This is a genomic window from uncultured Thioclava sp. (assembly GCF_913064665.1).
Taxonomy (GTDB): domain Bacteria; phylum Pseudomonadota; class Alphaproteobacteria; order Rhodobacterales; family Rhodobacteraceae; genus Thioclava; species Thioclava arctica.
In genome coordinates this window covers 78,088-98,714 of record NZ_CAJYBT010000010.1, presented here as the reverse complement: position 1 = coordinate 98,714, position 20,627 = coordinate 78,088, and the positions used below count along the sequence as shown (strand labels likewise).

Here is a 20,627-nt window from a genome sequence, read left to right as displayed (position 1 = left end):
TTATTGCCGTTTCAAACGGCCTTTGCCATAGATCGTGTCGGTTTCGATCTCATCGACTTGCAGGCGGCCATTCGTGGTCGGGTCGTAATGCAGCGTAAAGGCAAAGCGGCTTTTTTCGGCCATATCCTTGGCGGAAAACCCGGCGAGACGGCGGTATTCGCCCGAACAGACAACGCCCTTGCCCTCTGGTCGCGGATCAAACAGGCGCACCTGCGAGCGTTTCGCGCCGTCATACATCTTCACATCAAGCTGGCAGGCTTGATCGCGGTCAACATCGCGCAACACGGCATAAAGCGCTGTGAGCGGGTCGATCGTGCCGCCTTGTTTGGCTGGGTCCACATCGGTGTCACGCGGCTTGCGTGGCGGGACTTGGCTGACCGCGATGGGCGTGCCGTTCTTATACACGATTTCATGGGTGGACTTGCCCCGGGGCGTATCGGATTTCTCAGAAAACCGCATCGGGGTGAAGCGCCCATTGCGATAGCCGCCCGAGACGGTCGCATCGTGACGGATCTTGCGCAGTAGCCCGATCAGCCCGGCGGTTTGCAGCACCCCGTTTGCCCCGTAAGACGTCCCGACGATCTTGCCATTGATCACCAATTCGCCGGCGCGAATCCCCTTGAGGACGACGTCAAACACGATCTGATCGCTTTGATCGGCCCGCGCGGGCAGGGTGGGTTGCAATACGCCAAGTGATGCGAGCAGCGCGAACAGGGTCGCACGGCGGGCGCGAAGGAAAGTGGAGATCATAGCGCTCCTCATGGGGCAGACACTCTTTAGAGGCTGGACATAGCCTGCGCAGAGCGGGCAAGTAACCGCAAAGCCTTCACCTTTCGTATCAAACCTGACACGATCGCGAAAATCAGCGAAAGCCCGCCGATGACTGACAGAACACCCGCCAAACTTGCCCCGCGCCTTTTGCAAGGCGACCGCCGTGCCTTGGCGCGCGCGATTACGTTGGTGGAATCGGGGCGCGCCGATCATCGCGCACAGGCAAGCGCGCTGCTTGAGGTGCTGGCGAAATCGGGACGGCAGGCGTTGCGGATCGGGCTGTCGGGCACGCCCGGTGTGGGCAAATCGACCTTTATCGAGGCGTTCGGCCTAATGCTCACGGCACAGGGGCACAAGGTGGCGGTGCTGGCGGTCGATCCCAGTTCGTCGCGCTCGGGAGGCTCGATTCTGGGCGACAAAACCCGGATGGAGCGGCTGTCGCGTGATCCCAACGCGTTCATTCGCCCCTCGCCTTCGCAAACCCATCTTGGTGGCGTGGCCCGGCGCACCCGCGAGGCGGTGGCGCTGTGCGAGGCGGCCAATTTCGACGTGGTCCTGATCGAGACCGTGGGCGTGGGCCAGTCGGAAACGCTGGTGGCTGAAATGGTCGATCTGTTCGTGTTGCTGATGGCCCCGGCGGGCGGGGATGAGTTGCAAGGCGTGAAGCGAGGCATCATGGAGATGGCCGATCTGATTTTGGTCAATAAGGCCGATGGTGACCTGAAACCCGCCGCGATGCGCACCGTGGCCGATTACGCCGGTGCGTTGCATTTGCTGCGCAAACGCCCCCAAGACCCGCCGGGCTTTCCCAAGGCGCTGCCGGTGTCGGCGCTGGCGGATGAGGGCTTGATCAAAGCGTGGGAGGAGATGACCACGCTCGCCGATTGGCGTCGCGAGACGGGCCATCTGGAACGCCGCCGGGCGGAACAGGCGCGCCATTGGTTTGAGGCAGAGGTGCGCGAGGGGCTTTTGGCACGCCTGCGCGAAGACCCGGACATGCGCGCGATGATGGCGCAGTTTGGGGCAGCGGTCGCGGCGGGCGAAACGCCCCCCTCCGTCGCTGCGAGCGAGATGCTCAAGCGGCTGCGCAGCTAGGCGCGCCGCCCCGGCTTACATATCACTTTCGGTTTTGTTCAGCTTGGGCTCGCCATGGGTCATCGTGCCATGGCTCATGGTGCCATGAACAATCTGGCCATGGGTCACCGGATCTGCGTTCGCCGGCATCTCCATGCCCTGACCGCGCTTGAGGTCGACGGGAATCTCGATGGTCATATCGCCGGCCTTCTCGAAATGCAGGGTCACGCGCACCAAAACGCCTTGGTTGAGCCCGTGATTGAGCCCCATGAACATCACATGATCGCCGCCACGTTTGAGATCATGCTCGCCATGGGCGGGGATCGCAAAACCACCCTCGACCTTGGCCATCTGCATTTTGCCGCCGCCCAGATCCTTGTGGGTGTGCAGCTCCACCCGCACCGCGACATCCGAACTGGCCGAGACCAGACGGTCATCGCGATCGGTTACGTTCTTAATTTGCATGAAGGCAGCCCCCGATTTCGACATCGGGGTCGAGACGCGCATATAGGGATCCACGATCTCGATCTCATCGGCGAAAGCGGGCAGGGCCAGTGCGGTCAGCGCGGTGGCCATCAAGATCTGGCGAAACATGCGGTCTCCTTTGGAGCGTGTATCTGGTGCGTTTCGCGCATCCTAGCGCCCACGGGGGGTGATGAAAAGCCAATCACCCGATGCGGCGACGTGCAAAAACCCCGCACCAAAGGCACGGGGTTTAAACTGCATCAGCACGGCAAAGTTCAGACAGCAGCCTGAGACTTGGCAATCGCTTTTTTGATTTTCAGCGCCTTGGTGGACAGTTCAACGTCCTTCGCCTTGGCGAGATAGGTATCGAGGCCACCACGGTGGTCAACCGAGCGCAGGCCAGCGGCCGACACGCGCAGTTTGAAGCTCTGACCCAGAGCATCCGAGATCAGGGTGACATCGTTGAGGTTCGGCAGGAAGCGACGACGCGTTCTGTTCTTCGCGTGGCTCACTTTGTTGCCCGTGATGGGCCCCTTGCCGGTCAGTTCGCAAACGCGCGACATGGCATTCATCCTTCGTTTCTTACCTGGCCCACGCAACGAATCGCGCTTTGGCCCCAACATAGAAAGGCGCCGCGTTAGGCAGCGCCCAGAAATCTGTTGGCGGGAGATACGAGGAATGGGGGGCCGCGTCAAGCGGGTGAGACAGGTTTTCGCCCGGATTTCGGCGCGCTTTGCACGAATCTTTTCAGCCCTTAGCGCCTCTGGGCCAGTTGCGCGCGCACCCAGGCTGGCACGACTTGCGTGGCGGGGCCGTGATGGGCGGTATCAAACATGTCTGTGCCTGCCGACGGCTCCAGGTTCAGTTCCAGCGTTTGCACCCCCGCCATCGCGGCATCGCGTACGAACCCTGCCGCCGGGTAGACATTGCCCGAGGTGCCGATCGAGACAAACAGATCCGCGGCCTCAAGCGCGCGCACGATTTGATCCATCTGATAGGGCATTTCGCCAAACCAGACGATATCGGGGCGGGTCGCAGCGCGCGCGCAGGCGGGGCAAAGATCAGCTTGTGTCATCACCTCGGGGGCGGGCCAGCGATGCCCGCAGTCATGGCACAGCGCGCCTACCAGTGAGCCGTGCATGTGGATCACGTTCTGCGATCCGGCCCGTTCGTGCAGGTCGTCGACGTTTTGGGTGACGATCAGCACGGTGTGGTGTGGATCGGCCTCTAGCTCGGCCAAGGCAAGGTGGGCGGCATTGGGCTGGGCGGCGCGTGCTGCGGCGCGTCGGGCGTTGTAGAATTGATGCACCAAGGCGGAGTCGCGCAGGAAGCCTTCGGGCGTGGCGACCTCTTCGATGCGATGATCCTCCCACAGCCCGTCCGAGGCGCGAAACGTGCGAATCCCGCTTTCGGCTGAAATTCCGGCGCCGGTCAAAATCACGATTCTGGACATGTGCGCTCCTTTCGTTACAACAGCCCTCATGCGTATCCTGTTTCTCTGTCTTGGCAATATCTGCCGCTCGCCCGCCGCCGAGGCGATCACCCGTGCCAAAGCTGTGGCTGCGGGGCTTGATGTAACCTTTGATAGCGCGGGAACGGGCTCTTGGCATCTTGGAGAGCCGCCCTACGCCCCGATGATCGAGGCGGCGAGCGCGCGCGGCTATGATCTCAGCACGCTGCGCGCACGTCAAATCGGCCCACAAGATTATGCGGGCTTTGATCTGATTCTGGCGATGGATGAAAACAATTTGCGCGATGTGCTCGATCAAGCGCCGCGCGACATGCAAGCGCAGGTGCAGATGTTTCTAGAGGGTCCGGCAGGCCCGCAAGACGTGCCAGATCCCTATTTTACGCGCGATTTCGAAACATCGCTCGACCTGATCGAGGCGGGCGCCGAAGCGTTGGTGGCAGACCTGCTGGCCGATCAGGCAAAGTAAGCCGCCCGGCGGTTCACTGGCTGCAATAGCCCTCGGCTGTCGAGGCGAAGTTTTTGTAGCGGTCCCAGAAATCATTGTCAGATTTGCTGTCAGACATCCGAACGCTTTGTGCGCGGTCGGGATCTTTGAAGAAGCTGGCCGCACGGCGCTGGTCGCGATTGCTCAGCGTCATGTCTGCGACTTGCTGGATGCAGCCACAGGTGGCCGCGCTATCGGTGCGCCCGGCTTTCATGCAGGCGCTGTCGATCGGCCCCGCCGCAGCGATTGAGGCAAAGCCGATAGTGGCCCCGAATGCACAGAGTCCGAGCGTCGTTTTGATGTTCATTTGCACTGCCCTCATATTTTGACCGGCTGATTTTTTGCTCGATCTTCTTTTTTTAATTGGCTTTGAAGCTAACGGAAAATCAAAGCGAAGGCAATGTAGATGGCCGAATTGCGTCAATTTAGCCGATCCGATGGACCCTGTTTTCCACCTGTCGGGGGCGCGCCCGTTTGTGCCCCAAGATGTGGTCTGTGCAAGCGCTAGGGACGCAGCCAAAGGGGGCTAGTCTGACGGCGTCGCCTCATAGCCTGCGGCTTTGAGCGCACTGAGAACCGTGGCGGGCGGCAGGCCGGAGACCTCGACCTCGCGATCTTCAAGATAGACATCGGCGCGCCCGCCCACCTCTTCGATGGCAGCCTCGATCGCGGCTTTGCAGTGCGCGCAGGTCATATTGGGAACGGAATAGATCATGGCGTTTCTCCTTATCCTGCTCTTGCTGTGGGGCGGGGGCGAGCGAAGGTCAAGGCTGGTGTGACCCTTGTCGGGCGGGGTTTGCCCTAAAGGGCGTGCAATCCCTCTTCCCGGCCCCCATTTTCCGCGATATACGCGCGCCATGACCGATATCAAGCACATCCGCAACTTCTCCATCGTGGCCCATATCGACCACGGTAAATCCACTCTTGCCGACCGGCTGATCCAGCTGACCGGGACGGTGGCCGAACGTGATATGAAGGCGCAAATGCTCGATGCGATGGATATCGAGCGCGAGCGTGGCATCACGATCAAGGCCAACTCGGTGCGCATCGATTATCCGGCCAAGGACGGCAACACCTATGTGTTGAACCTGATCGACACCCCCGGCCATGTCGACTTCGCCTATGAGGTCAGCCGCTCGATGCAGGCGGTCGAGGGGTCTTTGTTGGTTGTGGATGCCTCCCAAGGGGTCGAGGCGCAGACGCTCGCCAATGTCTATCAGGCGATTGATGCCGATCATGAGATCGTGCCGGTTCTCAACAAGATCGACCTGCCCGCTGCCGAACCCGAGCGGGTGAAAGAGCAGATTGAGGATGTGATCGGGATCGACGCGTCGAACTCGGTGATGATCTCGGCCAAGACGGGGCTTGGTATTCCCGAAGTGCTGGAAGCCATCGTCACCCGTCTGCCCGCGCCCAAGGGCGATCGCGATGCGCCGCTCAAGGCGATGCTGGTCGATAGCTGGTATGACAGTTATCTCGGCGTTGTCGTTTTGATCCGCGTCATGGATGGCGTGATCAAGAAGGGCGACCAGATCAAGATGATGCGGACAGGGGCTGCCTATAAGCTGGACCGTCTGGCCGTGCTGAAACCGCAGATGGTCGAGATTGCCGAACTGGGGCCGGGCGAGATTGGGGTGTTCACCGCCTCGATCAAGCAGGTGCGCGACACCAAGGTCGGCGACACGATCACGCATGAGAAACGGCCCTGCGCCACTGCTTTGCCGGGCTTTAAACCCTCGATCCCGGTGGTGTTCTGCGGCCTCTTCCCGGTCGATGCCAATGACTTTGATGCTTTGCGCGACGCCATCGAAAAGCTGCAACTTAACGACGCGTCGTTCAGCTCGGAAATGGAAACCTCTGCGGCGCTGGGCTTTGGCTTTCGCTGCGGCTTCCTCGGGCTGTTGCACCTTGAGGTCATCCGCGACCGGCTGGAGCGCGAATATGACCTTGATCTGATCACCACCGCGCCGAGCGTGGTGTTCAAGCTGCACATGAAAAGCGGTGAAGTGCTGGACCTGCACAACCCCGCCGACATGCCCGACCTGACCCTTGTTGATCATATCGAAGAGCCGCGCATCAAGGCGACGATCCTCGTGCCTGACGAATACTTGGGCGACGTTCTGAAACTGTGCCAAGACCGGCGCGGCATCCAGATGGACCTGACCTATGCGGGTTCGCGCGCGATGGTGGTCTATGACCTGCCGCTGGCCGAAGTGGTGTTTGATTTCTACGACCGCCTGAAATCAGTGACCAAGGGCTATGCCAGCTTTGACTATCAGATCACCGGTTATCGCGAGGATTTCCTTGTGAAAATGTCGATCCTTGTGAACGATGAGCCGGTCGATGCGCTGTCGATCATGGTGCACCGGGACCGCGCCGATGCACGCGGCCGCGCGATGGTCGAAAAGCTCAAGGACCTGATCCCGCGCCACATGTTCAAGATCCCGATCCAAGCCGCCATCGGCGGCCGCGTCATCGCACGCGAAACCCTGTCTGCGATGCGCAAGGACGTGACCGCCAAATGCTACGGCGGCGACGCGACCCGTAAGAAAAAGCTGCTGGAAAAGCAGAAAGCGGGTAAGAAAAAGATGCGCCAGTTCGGGAAAGTGGAAATCCCGCAAAGCGCGTTTATTGCGGCGTTGAAGATGGATGAGTGAGACACGACCCCGCCCCTGGCGGGGTCAATTCTTTCCAGTGGAAAGAATTGAGTGTCGAACGCCCGAGGCTATGCCGAGGGCTGGGTGGCGATTAACTGTTTAGATTCACAAGCGACTTGTGCAATTGGCCTGCATAGAAGACTCTGTTGAAAAAGAGCAGGATAACAAATGAACCAAAGATTTTTGCTAGCACCGCAGCCAACGATGAAACGCATAGCAGATTTGGAGGGACCGGACTTCTATCCAACACCTAAATGGGCCACCCACGCGTTGTTTCAGGTTGAGAAGTTCGATGGCGAAGTTTGGGAATGTGCCTGCGGTGATGGTGCTATGGCTCAGGTCGCAAACGAATACTGCGAGAGCGTGTATAGTAGTGATCTATATGATAGAGGTTATGGTGAGGCTGGAACGGATTTTATGTTGTCAGATCGCCGGGCCGACAACATTGTCACCAATCCTCCATTCCATAGCGCGGAAGATTTCGTGCACAAAGCGCAAGCATCAGTCCGAAAGAAAACCGCGCTTCTATTGCGACTAGCGTTTCTCGAGGGCGCGAAGCGGCAGAATAGTATTTTTAAGATATACCCCCCGGCAAGAGTTTGGGTATTCAGTGAACGCATTACTTTCTATCCAGCCGGCGCGAGTCGTAAAGGGTCCGGTACGACCGCATATGCTTGGTTTGTATGGGACCGCGCATCTGACGGGGAAACGAAATTGGACTGGTTGCCGTCCGGATTGAAAGCTAAATTTTCTTAGAGCCTTGCGGCTTCCCGACGGCCGAGCTTGGTCAACGTCCAGCTTTCGTTACTCGAGTCATAGTCTGCCAATCCTCTAGCTTGCAGTCCAGTGCCTTGATTTCGATGGCAAACCAAGTTTCGAACTTTCTGAGAAAAATATGTATCACTGCGATTGATTGCTATTTCTGCATCGTGGCCAGATGGACCCAATCGATTTTGGAGGCGCTCTATAAGCTCGGAAGTCGTCAGCGTGTGACCGGGTTTCGCGAGGAGTTCCTTAAGAGCCTCTCTACGGATGTCTCTTTCTCTATGTTGCATGATTGAATATCCGGTGGTTAATACATGCATACTAGATTGATTGGGGTTGCCGCAGAGTCAAGATGTCTGATTGCGGGCATGTATCGAGCTAATTGCCCTCTCCAACCCCAACCCCAAACCCCATACCCAAAGGACCGCCCATGACCTGCCCGCTTTGCGCCTCTGACGCCCCGCTCCAAGACTATCCCGTCTCCGGCGGCCCCGAGGGCGCAACGGCGGCGATCTGCGCCACCTGTGCCGAGCAGATCGAGGGCACGCCCGATCCGGCCCATTGGCGCGGCTTGGCGGGGGCGATCTGGTCAGAAGAGCCTGCCGTGCAGGTGCTCGCGGCACGGATGCTGGGGCGCATTGACGAGGTTTGGGCGAATGATCTCGCCGATCAGATGTATCTTGATGACGAGACGCGCGCTTGGGTCGACAACGTCGAAACCACGTTGGAGCATCGCGATTCCAACGGGGCGTTGCTGGCGCGTGGCGATACGGTCGTGCTGATCAAGGATCTGCCGGTCAAGGGCGCGGGCTTTACGGCCAAGCGTGGCACGGCGGTGCGGGGGATCTCGTTGGTGGCCGATAATGCGGGCCATATCGAGGGCCGGGTCGAGGGTCAGCGCATCGTGATCCTGACTGAATTCGTCAAAAAGAAATAACGGCAGATGAAAAAAGGCCCCGGTGTACCCGGGGCCTTCTGGGGCGTTACTTCGCCTGCTGTGCTTCGCTGGCAATGGTATTGCCTGCGACCGACAGGTCTTGACCAGCGCCCTGCACGGTGTTGCAGGCCGCAAGACCCAGAAGCGCCAGCAGCATCACGCCAGACAGTTTAACCGAACTCATCATAGTGCTCTCCTTTGAAGGCTATACAGCCGAACGTGCGAAAAAAATTACGGTTCCCCGGAACCGAATTCATTAATCGACGTTTAGCCGGTGAACACAAGCTCAAGAGGCACGTGATGAAGACTCCGCTGCGCATTCTGTTGTCCCTGATTTGGGGGATTTGCATTGCCGGCGTGGTGATCATAGCGGCGCTGAGCTTTGGGATCTTTATTTGGCAGGGTTTCGCGCTGGCGGTGCTTGCCGGTGTGGTTCTGGGCGGTCCTGCGGGAACGTGGACAGAGCGCGCCATCAAAAGATCCGATCCATTCTGGCCTCCCTCTCACGTTTAGGGATGTCAGAATCCCCGCGTGATCCTGCGTCGTCCCCGTGGGAAGCGCGCGACACTACCCGAGTAGGTTAACCCTATGTTAACCAAGCTCTGAAAGGCTCCGGGTTGTCCCTCCCCGGAGCCTTTTTATGTCAAGACATCTTCTTCTGAGCTGCCTCTTGTTGATCGGTTGTGGTGCCTCGCCTGCGCCGCAATTCTTCGGCGCGATCCGCCACGATCTGACGCTGGACGGGATCGATTTCACCGTTTTCGTCAAGGCCGACAAGGCCGAGGTGATCCGGCTGGGCTATCTGTCGCGCTCCGAGCGTGACCGGGTGCCGCCGCTGATGATCCGCGCGGCGGAAACGGCATCGGGGTGCAAGGTGGCCGGGCCGGCAGGGGGGCTCCATCGCTCGCCTTCCTTGCCGGGCGACACCGGCGAGGCGCGCTTTCAGCTGAGTTGTTGATGCGTCGCCCTGACGCAGAAAACGCACCCGGAACTTGACTCGGATCAAGGTAACGACTCTGTGAACGTGGTCATGTCTGCGATGAAATGTATCGCTCACGGAGAAACGACATGCGTCTGTTCGCCATCATCTATTCGCTCACTGGACCGACACTTGCAGGAATCTTGATCATTGCCGCGCTGACCATGAATATGTTCACATCGCGCGCCATTATTGCCTCGGCGGTGATTGGTTTTATCGTAGCGCTGCCAATTGCTTGGTTTGTGTCCAAACAGATCGACGAGAACATGTGATCGCTCACTTGCGAAAGTGACAGACGGAACTGCAGCGGCTATTCGTTCATTGTAACGTTTAGCGCGCCGCGCTTTGTCTGACTCATCCGCGAGAGGTTTTATGTCCAACGCACCCGGTTACTCCAGAACGCAAATCGGCCTGCACTGGCTGGTCGTTTTGTTGCTCATCCCGCAATTCTTACTCAATGACGGGATGGGGCACACGTTTTATTCGCAAGTGAAGGGGGTGCCGGTTTCCACCGATTTCCTGACCTATCTACATATCGTGATCGGGGTCGTGATTCTCATCCTCGCAGCGTGGCGGCTGGTCTTGCGCGCGACGCATGGTGCGCCCGAGCCGCCGCATGACGACCCTGAGCTGATGCGGTTCGGGGCCAAGGTGATCCATTGGCTGCTTTATGCGACGCTGTTCTTGCTGCCGATCACAGGGGGGATTGCGTATTACTACACACTCCGCTGGATGGCAGAGGTGCATTCGGCGCTGACGACCGGGCTTTTGATCATCGCGGGATTGCATGTCGTGGCGGCGCTGTATCACCAGTATTACCTGAAAGATCACCTGCTGCGCAGGATGATGAAGTCGGTCGACTGACGCGCGTGCGGCGCAGTTTCCGGCCTAGCTCAGAAACTGCGCCACCTCTGCCTCAACTTCGCGCGGGCGCTCGGCATGAAGCCAGTGGCCCGCGTTTTCAAGCTCCACAAACTCCGCTTGCGGAAAGAGCGCGCGGATCAGTTCATGATCGCTTGGCGCAACATAATGCGAGTTCGCCCCAGACAGGAACAGCGCAGGGCCGTCGAACGTGGCGCCAAGCGCTGTCTCGGGCCAGTTCAGGATTGCAGGCAGGTTGTCTTTCAGTGCGCGCAGGTTGAATTTCCAATGCACAGGGCCGTCGCGCAGGCTTAGCGATTGCAGCAAAAACGCCCGGGTGCCGGGGTCTTGGATCTGCACGCCCAGTTGCCTGTCCGCCTCGGAGCGTGTGTCGAGCTCGTCGAGAGGCAGTGCCTGCATCGCCTCGATCAGCGCGCCATGGCTGTCGCCATGTTCGTAGGATTTCGGGGCGATGTCGGCCACGATCAGGCGGCGCACCAGATCGGGGTGGTTGAGCGCCAGCATCATCGCTGTCTTGCCCCCCATCGAGTGACCCAGCACATCGGCTTTCCCGCCATGGGCCTTGATCACCTCGGCAATATCGTCAGCCATTGCCGGGTAGCTGTGATCGTCATCCCAGAAGCTGTCGCCATGATTGCGCATGTCCAGCGCGATGACTTGGCGCTGCCGGCCAAGCTGTTTGGCAATTGCAGTCCAGTTGCGCGCCGATCCGAAGAGGCCGGGCGCGATGATCAGCGGGGGCGCATCGGTTTGAGCGCCATGAATGAGAGTGTTCAACATGCTGATTAACCTAGGGCGCGCAGAGGCGGGCGACCAGTGCGGAAATGTGAAAATCTCGCGTGGCGGGTGGCTTGCGCGGTGCTTTCTGCGTGGATAGCGTGCGCAGGCAAGTGTGAGGGATGGGTATGGGGCCAGAGCAGATCACCCAAAGGGCCGCGCAGGTGTCACGCCTGCTGGCGCTGCGATTGGGGGCGAAAGGGGCGGGGCTTGAGGCGCGGGTGGCGCATCGTGCCCGTGCGCTGCCGCGTAAGGTGCGCCGTGCCGCGCTAGAGCTGGCGCAGGCGGAACGTTTGGCGCAATCCCCCAAGCAGGCGCGTCAACTGGATGCGCGCGCGCTTGAGGCGGCGTTTGCGACCTGCATCCGCTATCTGGAGCCCTTGGGCGCGGACGAGCGTCTTCGCGCCGCCGCCCTGACCTTTGGTAGTTCGGTCGCCTTCATTGTGATCGTGGTGGGCGGAATGATCTTTGGCGCGATGTGGTTGCTCACCAGCTAGGGCCAAACAAAAAGGCCCCCGAAACCGGGGGCCTTCTGCGCGATCTGGATCAGATCACAGATTGGGATAAAGCGGGAAGCGCGCGCAAAGTGTGGCGACCTTGGCGCGCACCTCGGCCTCGACTTCGGTGTTGCCGTCTTCGCCGTTGGCGGCCAGACCATCGACCACTTCAACGATCAGACGCCCGATTTCGCGGAACTCGTCTTCGGCAAAGCCGCGCGTGGTACCCGCCGGGGTGCCCAGCCGCACGCCCGAGGTGACCATCGGCTTTTCGGGATCAAACGGGATGCCGTTCTTGTTGCAGGTGATATGGGCGCGCCCGAGGGCTTTTTCGGTGGCGTTGCCTTTGACGCCTTTGGGGCGCAGATCGACCAGCATCACATGGGTGTCCGTGCCGCCGGTGACGATATCAAGACCGCCCTTCATCAGCTCATCGGCCAGCGCCTTGGCGTTTTTGACGACCTGATCGGCATAGACCTTGAACTCGGGGCGCTGCGCCTCGCCAAAGGCGACGGCTTTGGCCGCGATCACATGCATCAAGGGACCGCCCTGAATGCCGGGGAAGATCGCCGAGTTCACTTTCTTGGCGATCTCTTCGTTATTGGTCAGGATCATGCCGCCGCGCGGACCGCGCAGGGTTTTGTGCGTCGTGGTGGTCGCGACATCAGCATAGGGGAAGGGCGAGGGGTGCTGACCGCCCGCCACGAGCCCTGCGAAATGCGCCATGTCGACCATCAGATAGGCGCCCACCTCATCCGCGATCTCGCGGAATTTGGCAAAGTCGATCTGGCGTGGGATGGCAGAGCCGCCAGCGATGATCAGCTTGGGCTTATGTTCCAGCGCCAACTCGCGCACCTGTTCGTAATCGAGCAGGCTGTCTTGCTTGCGCACACCGTATTGGATCGCGTTGAACCATTTGCCCGATTGGTTGGGCTTGGCACCGTGGGTCAGGTGACCACCTGCATCAAGGCTCATGCCCAAAATGGTATCGCCGGGCTTGAGAAGGGCGGTGAACACGCCCTGGTTGGCCTGCGATCCAGAATTGGGCTGCACATTGGCGAACTCACAGTCGAACAGCGCCTTGGCCCGGTCGATCGCCAGGTTTTCCGCCACGTCGACATATTGGCAGCCGCCGTAATAGCGACGACCCGGATAGCCTTCGGCATATTTATTCGTCAACACCGAGCCTTGGGCCTCCATCACCGCCGCGGAGACGATGTTTTCAGAGGCGATCAGCTCGATCTCGTCGCGCTGGCGACCCAGCTCGTCTGTGATCGAAGCGTAAAGCTCGGGGTCACGGGTGGCGAGGCTTTCGGTGAAAAAGCCAGCGTCGCGTTGCTCGGTCATAGGGAACTCCTCGCAAATATCCGGTGTTGGCGCTCGTTTAACGCAGTTTTTGTTGAGCCGGAAGCGGGCAAACGCGCAAATCGGCTTTTTTGCCGGGTGATTGGTGCTTGTCTTTCGCCCATACGCTTGCAACACCTTGTAAGACTGAGAGGAAACGGTGCGCTGTGAGCCCTTTGACGCATATCCATTTTGCCGCTTCATCCAGTGAGTCGGCGCAAGCCGCGCTTGCTGATCTGAGCGATCGCTACGGGCAAGTGCCGCGCTATGCGGCCGATGTGATCGTGGCGCTTGGGGGCGATGGGTTCATGCTGCAATGCCTGCATGAGGGCACGGGCCTGCCGGTTTACGGGATGAATCGCGGCACGGTCGGGTTCTTGATGAACGATTATGTGCCCAGCGACCTGCCTGAACGGCTGGCCGCTGCCGAAGAGGCCGTGATCAATCCGCTCTCGATGAAGGCCGAAACTGAGGATGGCGTGCTGCACGAGGCGCTTGCGATCAACGAGGTCTCGCTGCTGCGCGCGGGTCCGCAAGCGGCCAAGCTGCGGATCTCGATCAATGGCAAGGTGCGGCTGGAGGAGCTGGTCTGCGACGGGGCGATCGTCTCGACGCCTGCCGGATCGACTGCGTATAATTTCTCGGCGCACGGGCCGATCCTGCCGATTGGCTCGGATGTGCTGGCGTTGACGGGGATCGCCAGTTTCCGGCCCCGGCGCTGGCAAGGTGCGATCCTGCCCTCGTCTGCCTTGGTGCGCTTTGACGTGCTGGAATCTGACAAACGCCCGGTCATGGCGGATGCGGATTCACGCTCGGTCAAGCCGGTGAAATGGGTCGAGATCCGCTCCGAGCCCGAGATCGCGCATCACATTCTGTTCGACCCGGGGCACGGGTTGGAAGAACGCCTGATGCGCGAGCAGTTCGCCTGACTGCCCTAAAGCGTATTTTTGCTAAGCCAGTTGTCACGCTTGCGATAAATCGTTGAAGGGGCCACGCCCAATTCCTGCGCCGCGCGCGGGATCGAGCCGTCATGGCGTGCGATGGCAGATTCGATTGCGGTGCGTTCGATTTCGGCAAGGGTTCGCATCGCGGGACGGTCATTGTCGCGCGGTGTGCGAGCCACCGTCTCAGTGTGTTTGGCGTATTGGCCGGTCCCATTGGGCAGCATATCGACGTGCAATTCTGCGCCATCATGCATCACCACCGCAGCGCGCAATACATTCATCAACTGACGCACATTTCCGGGCCAATGATGCGCCTTGAGCCAGTCCAGCGCTGCCGCGCTGATATCTTTGAAACTGCGCTGCTCTTCAGACGAGAACCGCGTGAGAACCGCGCGCGCAATCATTGGGATGTCTTCTGGATGCTCTCGCAATGGCGGCATTTCGATGGACAAAACATGTAGGCGATAGACCAGATCTTCGCGTATTCGGCCTAGCTTTACGGCCTCCATCGGGGGCAGTGCCGCGGCACTTAGGACGCGCACATCGACATGCATTGTCTCTTCCGCGCCAACGGGTCTGATCTGACTGCTTTGCAGAAACCGCAGCAATTTGGTCTGCACCGCAGGGGCCAGTTCGCACACATTGTCAAGCAGCAGGGACCCGCCATTGGCGCTCATCAAGGCGCCGGGTTTGTCCGAAAGCGCACCGGGGAAGGCGCCCCGTTTATGGCCAAATAATTCGCTATCAAGGCGATCTGCCGGCAAGGCGCCGCAATCAAGGGTGACGAATGGTGCACTGGCACGCGCGCCCATCGCGTGAATCGCCTGCGCACACAGTTCCTTGCCCGTGCCGCTTTCACCCCAGATGAAAAGTGGGGCGACGGACAGCGCCGCCGAGCGGATCTGAGCATAGACTTTTTGCATGCGTGACGATTGGCCAATAAACGAGCCGCTGGGCAGGGCATCGCCTGCAATGTAGTGTGGCTTGGCTTGCGGCGCATAGCTGCTGCGTGCGTTCTCGATTGCGCTGCTCAGGCGTGGCTCGTTCACCGGTTTGATCAGCACGTCCTTCGCTCCGGCGCGCATCGCATTGACCGCGCGATCAACCGAGCGGTCTGCCGTAAGCACCACAATCGCGGTGCCCGCCCGCAACGCCAGCATTTCTGGGATCAGATCATCGCCGTCACGGTCGGGCAACATCAGATCCAGCAGCACGATTTCAATTGGGTGGGTGCGAAACAAACTCATGGCATCGCTTGCCGTGGCGGCGGTGTGCACCTTAAACCCGACATTGCCCAGATGTGTTTTATAACTCGCGGATATCGAGGCCCCGTTTTCAACCACCAGAATGCGCTCGGACGGGGGGCTTCCAGCGGGGGTTGCACGTCCTGTGCGGATGTCTGCTTCGAGGCTGCGCTCGGAGTTGGCCTGTGCATTATTCATGAGCGATAAAATTCTTTAATTGAAAATTGACTATTATCTGATGGAACAATCTGTCCATTCTATCAAGAGCTTCGCGCGCGAGGTCGTGAAACTCAATATAGCCCCCACGATTGAGGGCGCATTGTTGGGAACCGATCTGGCGGACCGGCATGCTCTTACCAATGGCCCCGGCCACCGCGATGCGCTTGTGATATTGGCGCATGAAATGGGCGTAGCCGCATTGCTCGAACGCGCTTGCGATCAATCGCAGATCGGTGGTGGCGTAATGGGACGAAGTGCTGCTTTCGCGCCCCGATCCGATCGGTTGCAGCCGTGCCGCCGCAACTGGCGCGACGTTGGGCATAGTGCGTTCTAAACCCTGTTGCAAGAACTGCGCGAGATACTTTCTGGCTTTTGGAATGCGATCAAGCTGCAGGCTTGTTTGGGGATCAAGTGAGGTGTCGGGTATCAAACTCAGCCTGCCGAGAGTGTCGGCAAGTGCGGTGCGCGCATCATGACCGTGCATCGAAATTCGCTCGAGTCTGGCGGCGTCCTCATACGAGGCTTGATCTGTATTCCGAAATATACTCGGCGTTTTCATGTTTAATACCCTGCACGGATCATCGGCGTGACGTGCACGTAAATCAAGTAACGCTTTTTGTCAGAGCAGGGTCAGCGAGGTGACAGGGCAAAAAAACTTTAGAAACTGTCGCAATTCCGATGCAGGCGCGCCTTTTTGCAGGGCGCGCCTGACGTTTGTGGGTCAGGCTTTGGGATAGCCCAGTACTTTCAACGCTTGCGTGATCTCATCCAGAATCGCCGGGTCGTCGATCGTGGCGGGCATTTTCCAGTCTTGCCCGTCGGCGATCTTGACCATCGTTGCGCGCAAAATCTTGCCCGAGCGGGTCTTGGGCAGGCGGTCGACAATGCAGGCCAGCTTGAACGCCGCGACCGGACCGATCTTGTCGCGCACGCGCTTGACGCATTCCTGGACGATTTCGGCCTCGGGGCGGTTGCAGCCGGAATTGAGGCACAAGAATCCCATCGGGCTTTGTCCCTTCAGGTCATCTGCCACACCGATCACGGCGCATTCCGCAACATCTGGATGACCCGCCAAGACCTCTTCCATCGCGCCAGTGGACAGGCGGTGGCCGGCGACGTTGATCACGTCATCGGTGCGCGCCATGATGTAAAGATAGCCGTCCTCGTCGATGTAGCCCGCATCGCCTGTTTCGTAATAGCCGGGGAAATGTTCGAGATAGCTTTTCTTGAACCGGTCTTCGGCATTCCACAGCGTCGGCAAGGTGCCCGGAGGCAGCGGCAGCTTGATCGTGATTGCGCCCAATTCGCCGGGGGGAAGCGGGTGGCCGCCTTCATCCAGAACTTGCACATCATAGCCGGGCATCGGCACGGACGGGCTGCCCACCTTGGTTGGCAATTCTTCGATCCCGATCGGGTTGGCGGCAATCGCCCAGCCGGTTTCGGTCTGCCACCAGTGATCGACGACTGGCACGTTCAGATGCTTTTGCGCCCATTCCACGGTGTCGGGGTCGGCCCTCTCACCCGCCAGAAACAGCGCCTGTAGGTCGTGCAACTTGTAGCGCTTGATCCATTCGCCGGTCGGGTCCTCGCGCTTGATGGCGCGCAGGGCGGTAGGGGCGGTGAAGAAGGACTTGATCCGGTTGTTCTGGATGATGCGCCAGAACACGCCGGGATGGGGCGTGCCAATCGGCTTACCCTCAAACACGACGGTGGTGGCACCGGCAATCAACGGGCCGTAACAGATATAGCTGTGGCCCACGACCCAGCCGACATCCGAGGCCGCCCAGAACCGGTCGCCCTCCTCAATCTTGTAAATATTGTTCATCGACCATTGCAGCGCGACCAGATGGCCGCCGGTATGGCGCACCACGCCCTTGGGCTGGCCGGTCGTGCCGGAGGTGTACAATATATAGGCGGGGTGGTTGCCCTCAACGGGCACGCATTCCGCAGGTTTCACGCCATATTGGAAGCCGTGCCAGCTGAAATCGCGCCCCTCGATCAGCTTGGCGACTTCCTGTTCGCGTTGGAAGATGACGCAGAATTCAGGCTTATGCGTGGCCAGTTCAATCGCCTCGTCGAGCAGCGGCTTATAATGCACCACCCGCCCCGGTTCGAGCCCGCAACTCGCCGCGATGATCGCCTTGGGGGTGCAATCGTCGATCCGCACGGCAAGCTCATTGGCGGCAAATCCGCCAAACACGACCGAATGGACCGCACCGATGCGCGCGCAGGCCAGCATCGCCTCCAAGGCTTCGGGGATCATCGGCATGTAGATGATGACGCGGTCGCCCTTTTCGACGCCGCGCATTTTCAGCGCCCCGGCGAGGCTGGCCACGCGCGTTTGCAACTCGCGGTAGGTGATGCCCTTGGTCGAATGGGTGATCGGGCTTTCATGCATGATCGCGATTTGATCGCCGCGCCCCGCCTCGACATGGCGGTCCACCGCGTTCCAGCAGGTGTTGACCATCCCGTCCGAGAACCACTCAAAGAAAGGGGCATCGCCGTCAAACAGCGCCTTGGAAGGCTTGCTGTCCCAATCGATTTTCTCAGCCGCCTGCATCCAAAATTTGTCAGGATCTGCCTGCCACGCGGAATAGACCTCTTTATAGCCCATGCGAATGCCTCCTCCTCAGGAATATGAAGATTGTGTTAAGCCGCAGGGGGCATTGGCGCAAGAATGTTACCGCGCACATTGCAGGGATGGGGGAGGGATTTTGCAGAATCTGCGGAAATGGTCCCGCAAAGTTTTGCAAACTCTGCGGGATTGTTCATGCTTTGCGACGGGCGGGCGGGCTTTGCAAACCCGCGCGCGACTCAGCTGTAATGCGAAACCGGAGTGCCTGCGATCGCGGACATATTGAGCAAGCCGCGCGAGGTGATCGAGGGCGTCACGATATGCACCTTGTTGCCCATCCCCATCAGGATCGGCCCGACTTCCAGCCCGCCGGCCTTCATCTTGAGGATGTTGCGCACCCCCGAGGCCGCATCGGTATTGGCGAAGACCAGTACATTGGCGGGCCCCTCAAAGCGGCTCTCGGGCATCAGGCGGGCGCGCGTTTCGGAGTCGAGTGCGGCATCGACATGCATCTCGCCTTCGAAATCGAAATCGACCTCGCGCAGCAACAGCAGGTTCATCGCCTCGCGCATCCGCTCGCCGCTATCGGTGTCGAGATTGCCGAACTGACTATGCGAGCATAGTGCGATTTTGGGTCGCAACCCAAAGCGGCAGACATGACGCGCCGCCCCGATCACGGTTTCCACAAGCTGCTCGGCGGTCGGAGTGTGATGCACCTGCGTGTCCGCGACGAACAGCGGCTCATCCTCAAGGATCATCAGGGACAACGCGCCAACGGGACGCAACTTGCCGCGCGCAAGAATCTCGCGAACATATTTCAGGTGCCACAAATACTGCCCAAAGGTGCCGCAGATCATGGAATCCGCCTCTTCGCGATGCACCATGATGGCGGCAATCGCGGTGGTGTTGGTGCGCATGATCGCGCGCGCCAGATCAGGCGTGATGCCACGGCGCGCCATCAGCTCGTGATAGGTGCCCCAGTAGTCGCGATAGCGCGGGTCGTCTTGTGGGTTCACGATTTCCAGATCCGACAGGCGCAGCGGCAGACCGGCGCGCTCGCAGCGCATCTCGATCACCTCGGGGCGCCCGATCAGAATCGGCGTATCGGTGGTTTCCTCGATCATCGCATTGGCGGCGCGCAGCACGCGTTCATCCTCGCCCTCGGCGAACACGATGCGGCGCGAGGCGGTGGCCGCAGCCTCGAAGACCGGGCGCATCAGCAGCGCCGATTTGAACACCGAACCATCAAGTTTGAGCTTATAAGCTGCGGGATCTTCCAGCGGACGGGTCGCCACTCCGGTCTCCATCGCGGCCTTGGCCACGGCGCTGGCTACGACGCCCATCAAACGCGGATCAAACGGCTTCGGGATCAGATATTCGGTGCCAAAGGTCAGCTTTTCGCCGCGATAGGCGGCGGCGGCCTCGGCGCTGGTGGTCTGACGCGCGAGCTTGGCGATGCCTTCGATACAGGCGATCTGCATCTCGTCGTTGATCGTTGTGGCCCCCACATCCAGCGCGCCGCGAAAGATGAAGGGGAAACACAGTACGTTATTGACTTGATTGGGGAAATCGCTGCGTCCCGTGGCGATGATTGCACCGGGCGCGACCGCGCGCGCCAGATCGGGCAGGATTTCCGGGGTCGGGTTGGCCAGCGCAAAAATGATCGGCTTGTCGGCCATCTTGGCGACCATTTCGGGCGTCAGAACGCCGGGGCCAGAGAGCCCGAGGAACATATCCGCCCCGTCGATAACGTCGTCCAAGCTGCGCAGATCGCTGTCTTGTGCATAATTGGCCTTTTGCGGCGTCATCTCGGCCTCGCGGCCCTTGTAAACCAGCCCGGCAATGTCACACAGCCACACATTTTCACGCTTCACGCCAAGCTTGAGCAGCATGTTAAGGCAGGCAATCCCCGCCGCCCCGCCGCCGGTGGACACAATCTTGATGTCTTCGAATTTCTTGTGGCTCAGATGAAGCGCATTGGTGGCAGCCGCCCCCACAACAATCGCGGTGCCGTGCTGATCGTCATGAAAGACCGGGATATTCATCCGCTCACGACAGATTTTCTCAACGATGAAGCATTCGGGTGCCTTGATGTCTTCAAGGTTGATCGCGCCAAAGGTCGGCTCTAGTGCGCAGACGATCTCGGCCAGTTTCTCGGGGTCGCTTTCGTTCAGTTCGATATCGAACGCGTCGATATCGGCGAATTTCTTGAACAGAACCGCCTTGCCTTCCATCACCGGTTTGGCGGCAAGCGCGCCGATATTGCCCAGCCCCAGCACGGCGGTGCCATTGGTTACGACGCCGACCAGATTGCCCCGCGCGGTGTAGTCGCGTGCGGTGTCTGGGTTGGCCTTTATCTCAAGGCTGGCCTCGGCCACGCCGGGTGAATAGGCGCGCGCCAAATCGCGGCCATTGGCCAGCGGCTTGGTGGCGCGAATCTCCAGTTTGCCGGGCTTTGGATAGGCGTGATAGTCCAATGCCGATTGCCGGTGATTGTCCTGACGAACCTCTTCCATGTGCCTCTCCCGGAACTGGTTTAGTG

At 59.8% G+C, this 20,627-nt stretch carries 24 protein-coding genes; 11 read left to right on the top strand and 13 right to left on the bottom strand.

The window, feature by feature from the left end; genetic code table 11:
- The gene (locus tag QZ571_RS06355) at positions 1-750 is read right to left on the bottom strand and encodes a DUF3108 domain-containing protein (protein ID WP_295532873.1); all 750 of its coding nucleotides are present in this window, start codon (positions 748-750) and stop codon (positions 1-3) included.
- A gap of 129 nt (positions 751-879) precedes the next feature.
- Here QZ571_RS06355 and meaB point away from each other — a divergent pair, with 129 nt between their 5' ends.
- The gene (meaB, locus tag QZ571_RS06350; RefSeq protein WP_295532872.1) at positions 880-1,866 is read left to right on the top strand and encodes a methylmalonyl Co-A mutase-associated GTPase MeaB; all 987 of its coding nucleotides are present in this window, start codon (positions 880-882) and stop codon (positions 1,864-1,866) included.
- A gap of 15 nt (positions 1,867-1,881) precedes the next feature.
- Here the strand turns inward: meaB and QZ571_RS06345 are convergent, their stop codons facing one another.
- The 3 genes from QZ571_RS06345 to QZ571_RS06335 form a co-directional block, all read right to left on the bottom strand.
- Entirely contained in the window at positions 1,882-2,439 is a 558-nt protein-coding gene (locus QZ571_RS06345; RefSeq protein ID WP_295532871.1) for a copper chaperone PCu(A)C, read from the bottom strand.
- 146 nt (positions 2,440-2,585) lie between these two features.
- Positions 2,586-2,873 carry a 50S ribosomal protein L28 gene (gene rpmB / locus QZ571_RS06340; protein WP_295532870.1) on the bottom strand — a complete coding sequence of 96 codons (288 nt, stop codon included), beginning with the start codon at positions 2,871-2,873 and terminating at the stop codon, positions 2,586-2,588.
- A 191-nt stretch (positions 2,874-3,064) separates the two neighbouring features.
- On the bottom strand, positions 3,065-3,763 hold the full coding sequence (locus QZ571_RS06335) for an NAD-dependent deacylase (protein WP_295532869.1): 699 nt from the start codon (positions 3,761-3,763) through the stop codon (positions 3,065-3,067).
- 28 nt (positions 3,764-3,791) lie between these two features.
- On the opposite strand from QZ571_RS06335, the gene QZ571_RS06330 reads away from it, so the two are divergent.
- On the top strand, positions 3,792-4,247 hold the full coding sequence (locus QZ571_RS06330; protein ID WP_295532868.1) for a low molecular weight protein-tyrosine-phosphatase: 456 nt from the start codon (positions 3,792-3,794) through the stop codon (positions 4,245-4,247).
- Positions 4,248-4,260: 13 nt separating this feature from the next.
- On the opposite strand, the gene QZ571_RS06325 is transcribed toward QZ571_RS06330, so the two are convergent.
- Together QZ571_RS06325 and QZ571_RS06320 are read right to left on the bottom strand one after the other, a co-directional pair.
- Complete coding sequence (locus tag QZ571_RS06325; RefSeq protein WP_295532867.1) at positions 4,261-4,572, bottom strand: hypothetical protein; 312 nt, start codon at positions 4,570-4,572, stop codon at positions 4,261-4,263.
- Positions 4,573-4,791: 219 nt separating this feature from the next.
- The gene (locus QZ571_RS06320) at positions 4,792-4,980 is read right to left on the bottom strand and encodes a heavy metal-associated domain-containing protein (RefSeq protein ID WP_295532866.1); all 189 of its coding nucleotides are present in this window, start codon (positions 4,978-4,980) and stop codon (positions 4,792-4,794) included.
- 142 nt (positions 4,981-5,122) lie between these two features.
- Here QZ571_RS06320 and lepA point away from each other — a divergent pair, with 142 nt between their 5' ends.
- The 3 genes from lepA (at position 5,123) to QZ571_RS06305 (ending at position 8,624) form a co-directional block, all read left to right on the top strand.
- The gene (gene lepA, locus QZ571_RS06315) at positions 5,123-6,922 is read left to right on the top strand and encodes a translation elongation factor 4 (RefSeq protein WP_295532865.1); all 1,800 of its coding nucleotides are present in this window, start codon (positions 5,123-5,125) and stop codon (positions 6,920-6,922) included.
- Positions 6,923-7,090: 168 nt separating this feature from the next.
- On the top strand, positions 7,091-7,678 hold the full coding sequence (locus QZ571_RS06310) for a hypothetical protein (RefSeq protein WP_295532864.1): 588 nt from the start codon (positions 7,091-7,093) through the stop codon (positions 7,676-7,678).
- Between the two features lie 439 nt (positions 7,679-8,117).
- Positions 8,118-8,624, top strand: a complete 507-nt coding sequence (locus QZ571_RS06305; protein WP_295532863.1) for an alkylphosphonate utilization protein — start codon at positions 8,118-8,120, stop codon at positions 8,622-8,624.
- A gap of 46 nt (positions 8,625-8,670) precedes the next feature.
- Here QZ571_RS06305 and QZ571_RS06300 read toward each other — a convergent pair whose 3' ends face one another.
- Complete coding sequence (locus QZ571_RS06300) at positions 8,671-8,808, bottom strand: entericidin EcnAB (protein ID WP_295532888.1); 138 nt, start codon at positions 8,806-8,808, stop codon at positions 8,671-8,673.
- A 116-nt stretch (positions 8,809-8,924) separates the two neighbouring features.
- On the opposite strand from QZ571_RS06300, the gene QZ571_RS06295 reads away from it, so the two are divergent.
- The 4 genes from QZ571_RS06295 to QZ571_RS06280 all read left to right on the top strand — a co-directional run bounded on the left by QZ571_RS06295 (position 8,925) and on the right by QZ571_RS06280 (position 10,467).
- Complete coding sequence (locus QZ571_RS06295) at positions 8,925-9,137, top strand: hypothetical protein (RefSeq protein WP_295532862.1); 213 nt, start codon at positions 8,925-8,927, stop codon at positions 9,135-9,137.
- 127 nt (positions 9,138-9,264) lie between these two features.
- Positions 9,265-9,582, top strand: a complete 318-nt coding sequence (locus QZ571_RS06290; RefSeq protein WP_295532861.1) for a hypothetical protein — start codon at positions 9,265-9,267, stop codon at positions 9,580-9,582.
- 110 nt (positions 9,583-9,692) lie between these two features.
- The gene (locus QZ571_RS06285; RefSeq protein WP_295532860.1) at positions 9,693-9,875 is read left to right on the top strand and encodes a hypothetical protein; all 183 of its coding nucleotides are present in this window, start codon (positions 9,693-9,695) and stop codon (positions 9,873-9,875) included.
- A 100-nt stretch (positions 9,876-9,975) separates the two neighbouring features.
- On the top strand, positions 9,976-10,467 hold the full coding sequence (locus QZ571_RS06280; RefSeq protein ID WP_295532859.1) for a cytochrome b/b6 domain-containing protein: 492 nt from the start codon (positions 9,976-9,978) through the stop codon (positions 10,465-10,467).
- Between the two features lie 24 nt (positions 10,468-10,491).
- On the opposite strand, the gene QZ571_RS06275 is transcribed toward QZ571_RS06280, so the two are convergent.
- Positions 10,492-11,265, bottom strand: a complete 774-nt coding sequence (locus tag QZ571_RS06275) for an alpha/beta fold hydrolase (RefSeq protein WP_295532858.1) — start codon at positions 11,263-11,265, stop codon at positions 10,492-10,494.
- A 119-nt stretch (positions 11,266-11,384) separates the two neighbouring features.
- Here QZ571_RS06275 and QZ571_RS06270 point away from each other — a divergent pair, with 119 nt between their 5' ends.
- Entirely contained in the window at positions 11,385-11,759 is a 375-nt protein-coding gene (locus QZ571_RS06270) for a hypothetical protein (RefSeq protein WP_295532857.1), read from the top strand.
- Between the two features lie 54 nt (positions 11,760-11,813).
- Here QZ571_RS06270 and glyA read toward each other — a convergent pair whose 3' ends face one another.
- Positions 11,814-13,106, bottom strand: coding sequence for a serine hydroxymethyltransferase (gene glyA / locus QZ571_RS06265; protein ID WP_295532856.1), 1,293 nt, complete (start codon positions 13,104-13,106; stop codon positions 11,814-11,816).
- A gap of 164 nt (positions 13,107-13,270) precedes the next feature.
- On the opposite strand from glyA, the gene QZ571_RS06260 reads away from it, so the two are divergent.
- Complete coding sequence (locus tag QZ571_RS06260; RefSeq protein ID WP_295532855.1) at positions 13,271-14,032, top strand: NAD kinase; 762 nt, start codon at positions 13,271-13,273, stop codon at positions 14,030-14,032.
- Between the two features lie 5 nt (positions 14,033-14,037).
- Here the strand turns inward: QZ571_RS06260 and QZ571_RS06255 are convergent, their stop codons facing one another.
- The 4 genes from QZ571_RS06255 to QZ571_RS06240 form a co-directional block, all read right to left on the bottom strand.
- Positions 14,038-15,489: a sigma-54 dependent transcriptional regulator gene (locus QZ571_RS06255; protein ID WP_295532854.1), complete on the bottom strand. Its 1,452-nt coding sequence runs from the start codon at positions 15,487-15,489 to the stop codon at positions 14,038-14,040.
- On the bottom strand, positions 15,482-16,069 hold the full coding sequence (locus tag QZ571_RS06250; protein ID WP_295532853.1) for a hypothetical protein: 588 nt from the start codon (positions 16,067-16,069) through the stop codon (positions 15,482-15,484). The genes QZ571_RS06255 and QZ571_RS06250 overlap by 8 nt, the downstream gene beginning before the upstream one ends.
- Before the next feature lie 162 nt (positions 16,070-16,231).
- Entirely contained in the window at positions 16,232-18,124 is a 1,893-nt protein-coding gene (locus tag QZ571_RS06245; protein ID WP_295532852.1) for a propionyl-CoA synthetase, read from the bottom strand.
- A 200-nt stretch (positions 18,125-18,324) separates the two neighbouring features.
- Complete coding sequence (locus QZ571_RS06240; protein ID WP_295532851.1) at positions 18,325-20,601, bottom strand: NADP-dependent malic enzyme; 2,277 nt, start codon at positions 20,599-20,601, stop codon at positions 18,325-18,327.
- Positions 20,602-20,627 lie beyond the last annotated feature (26 nt).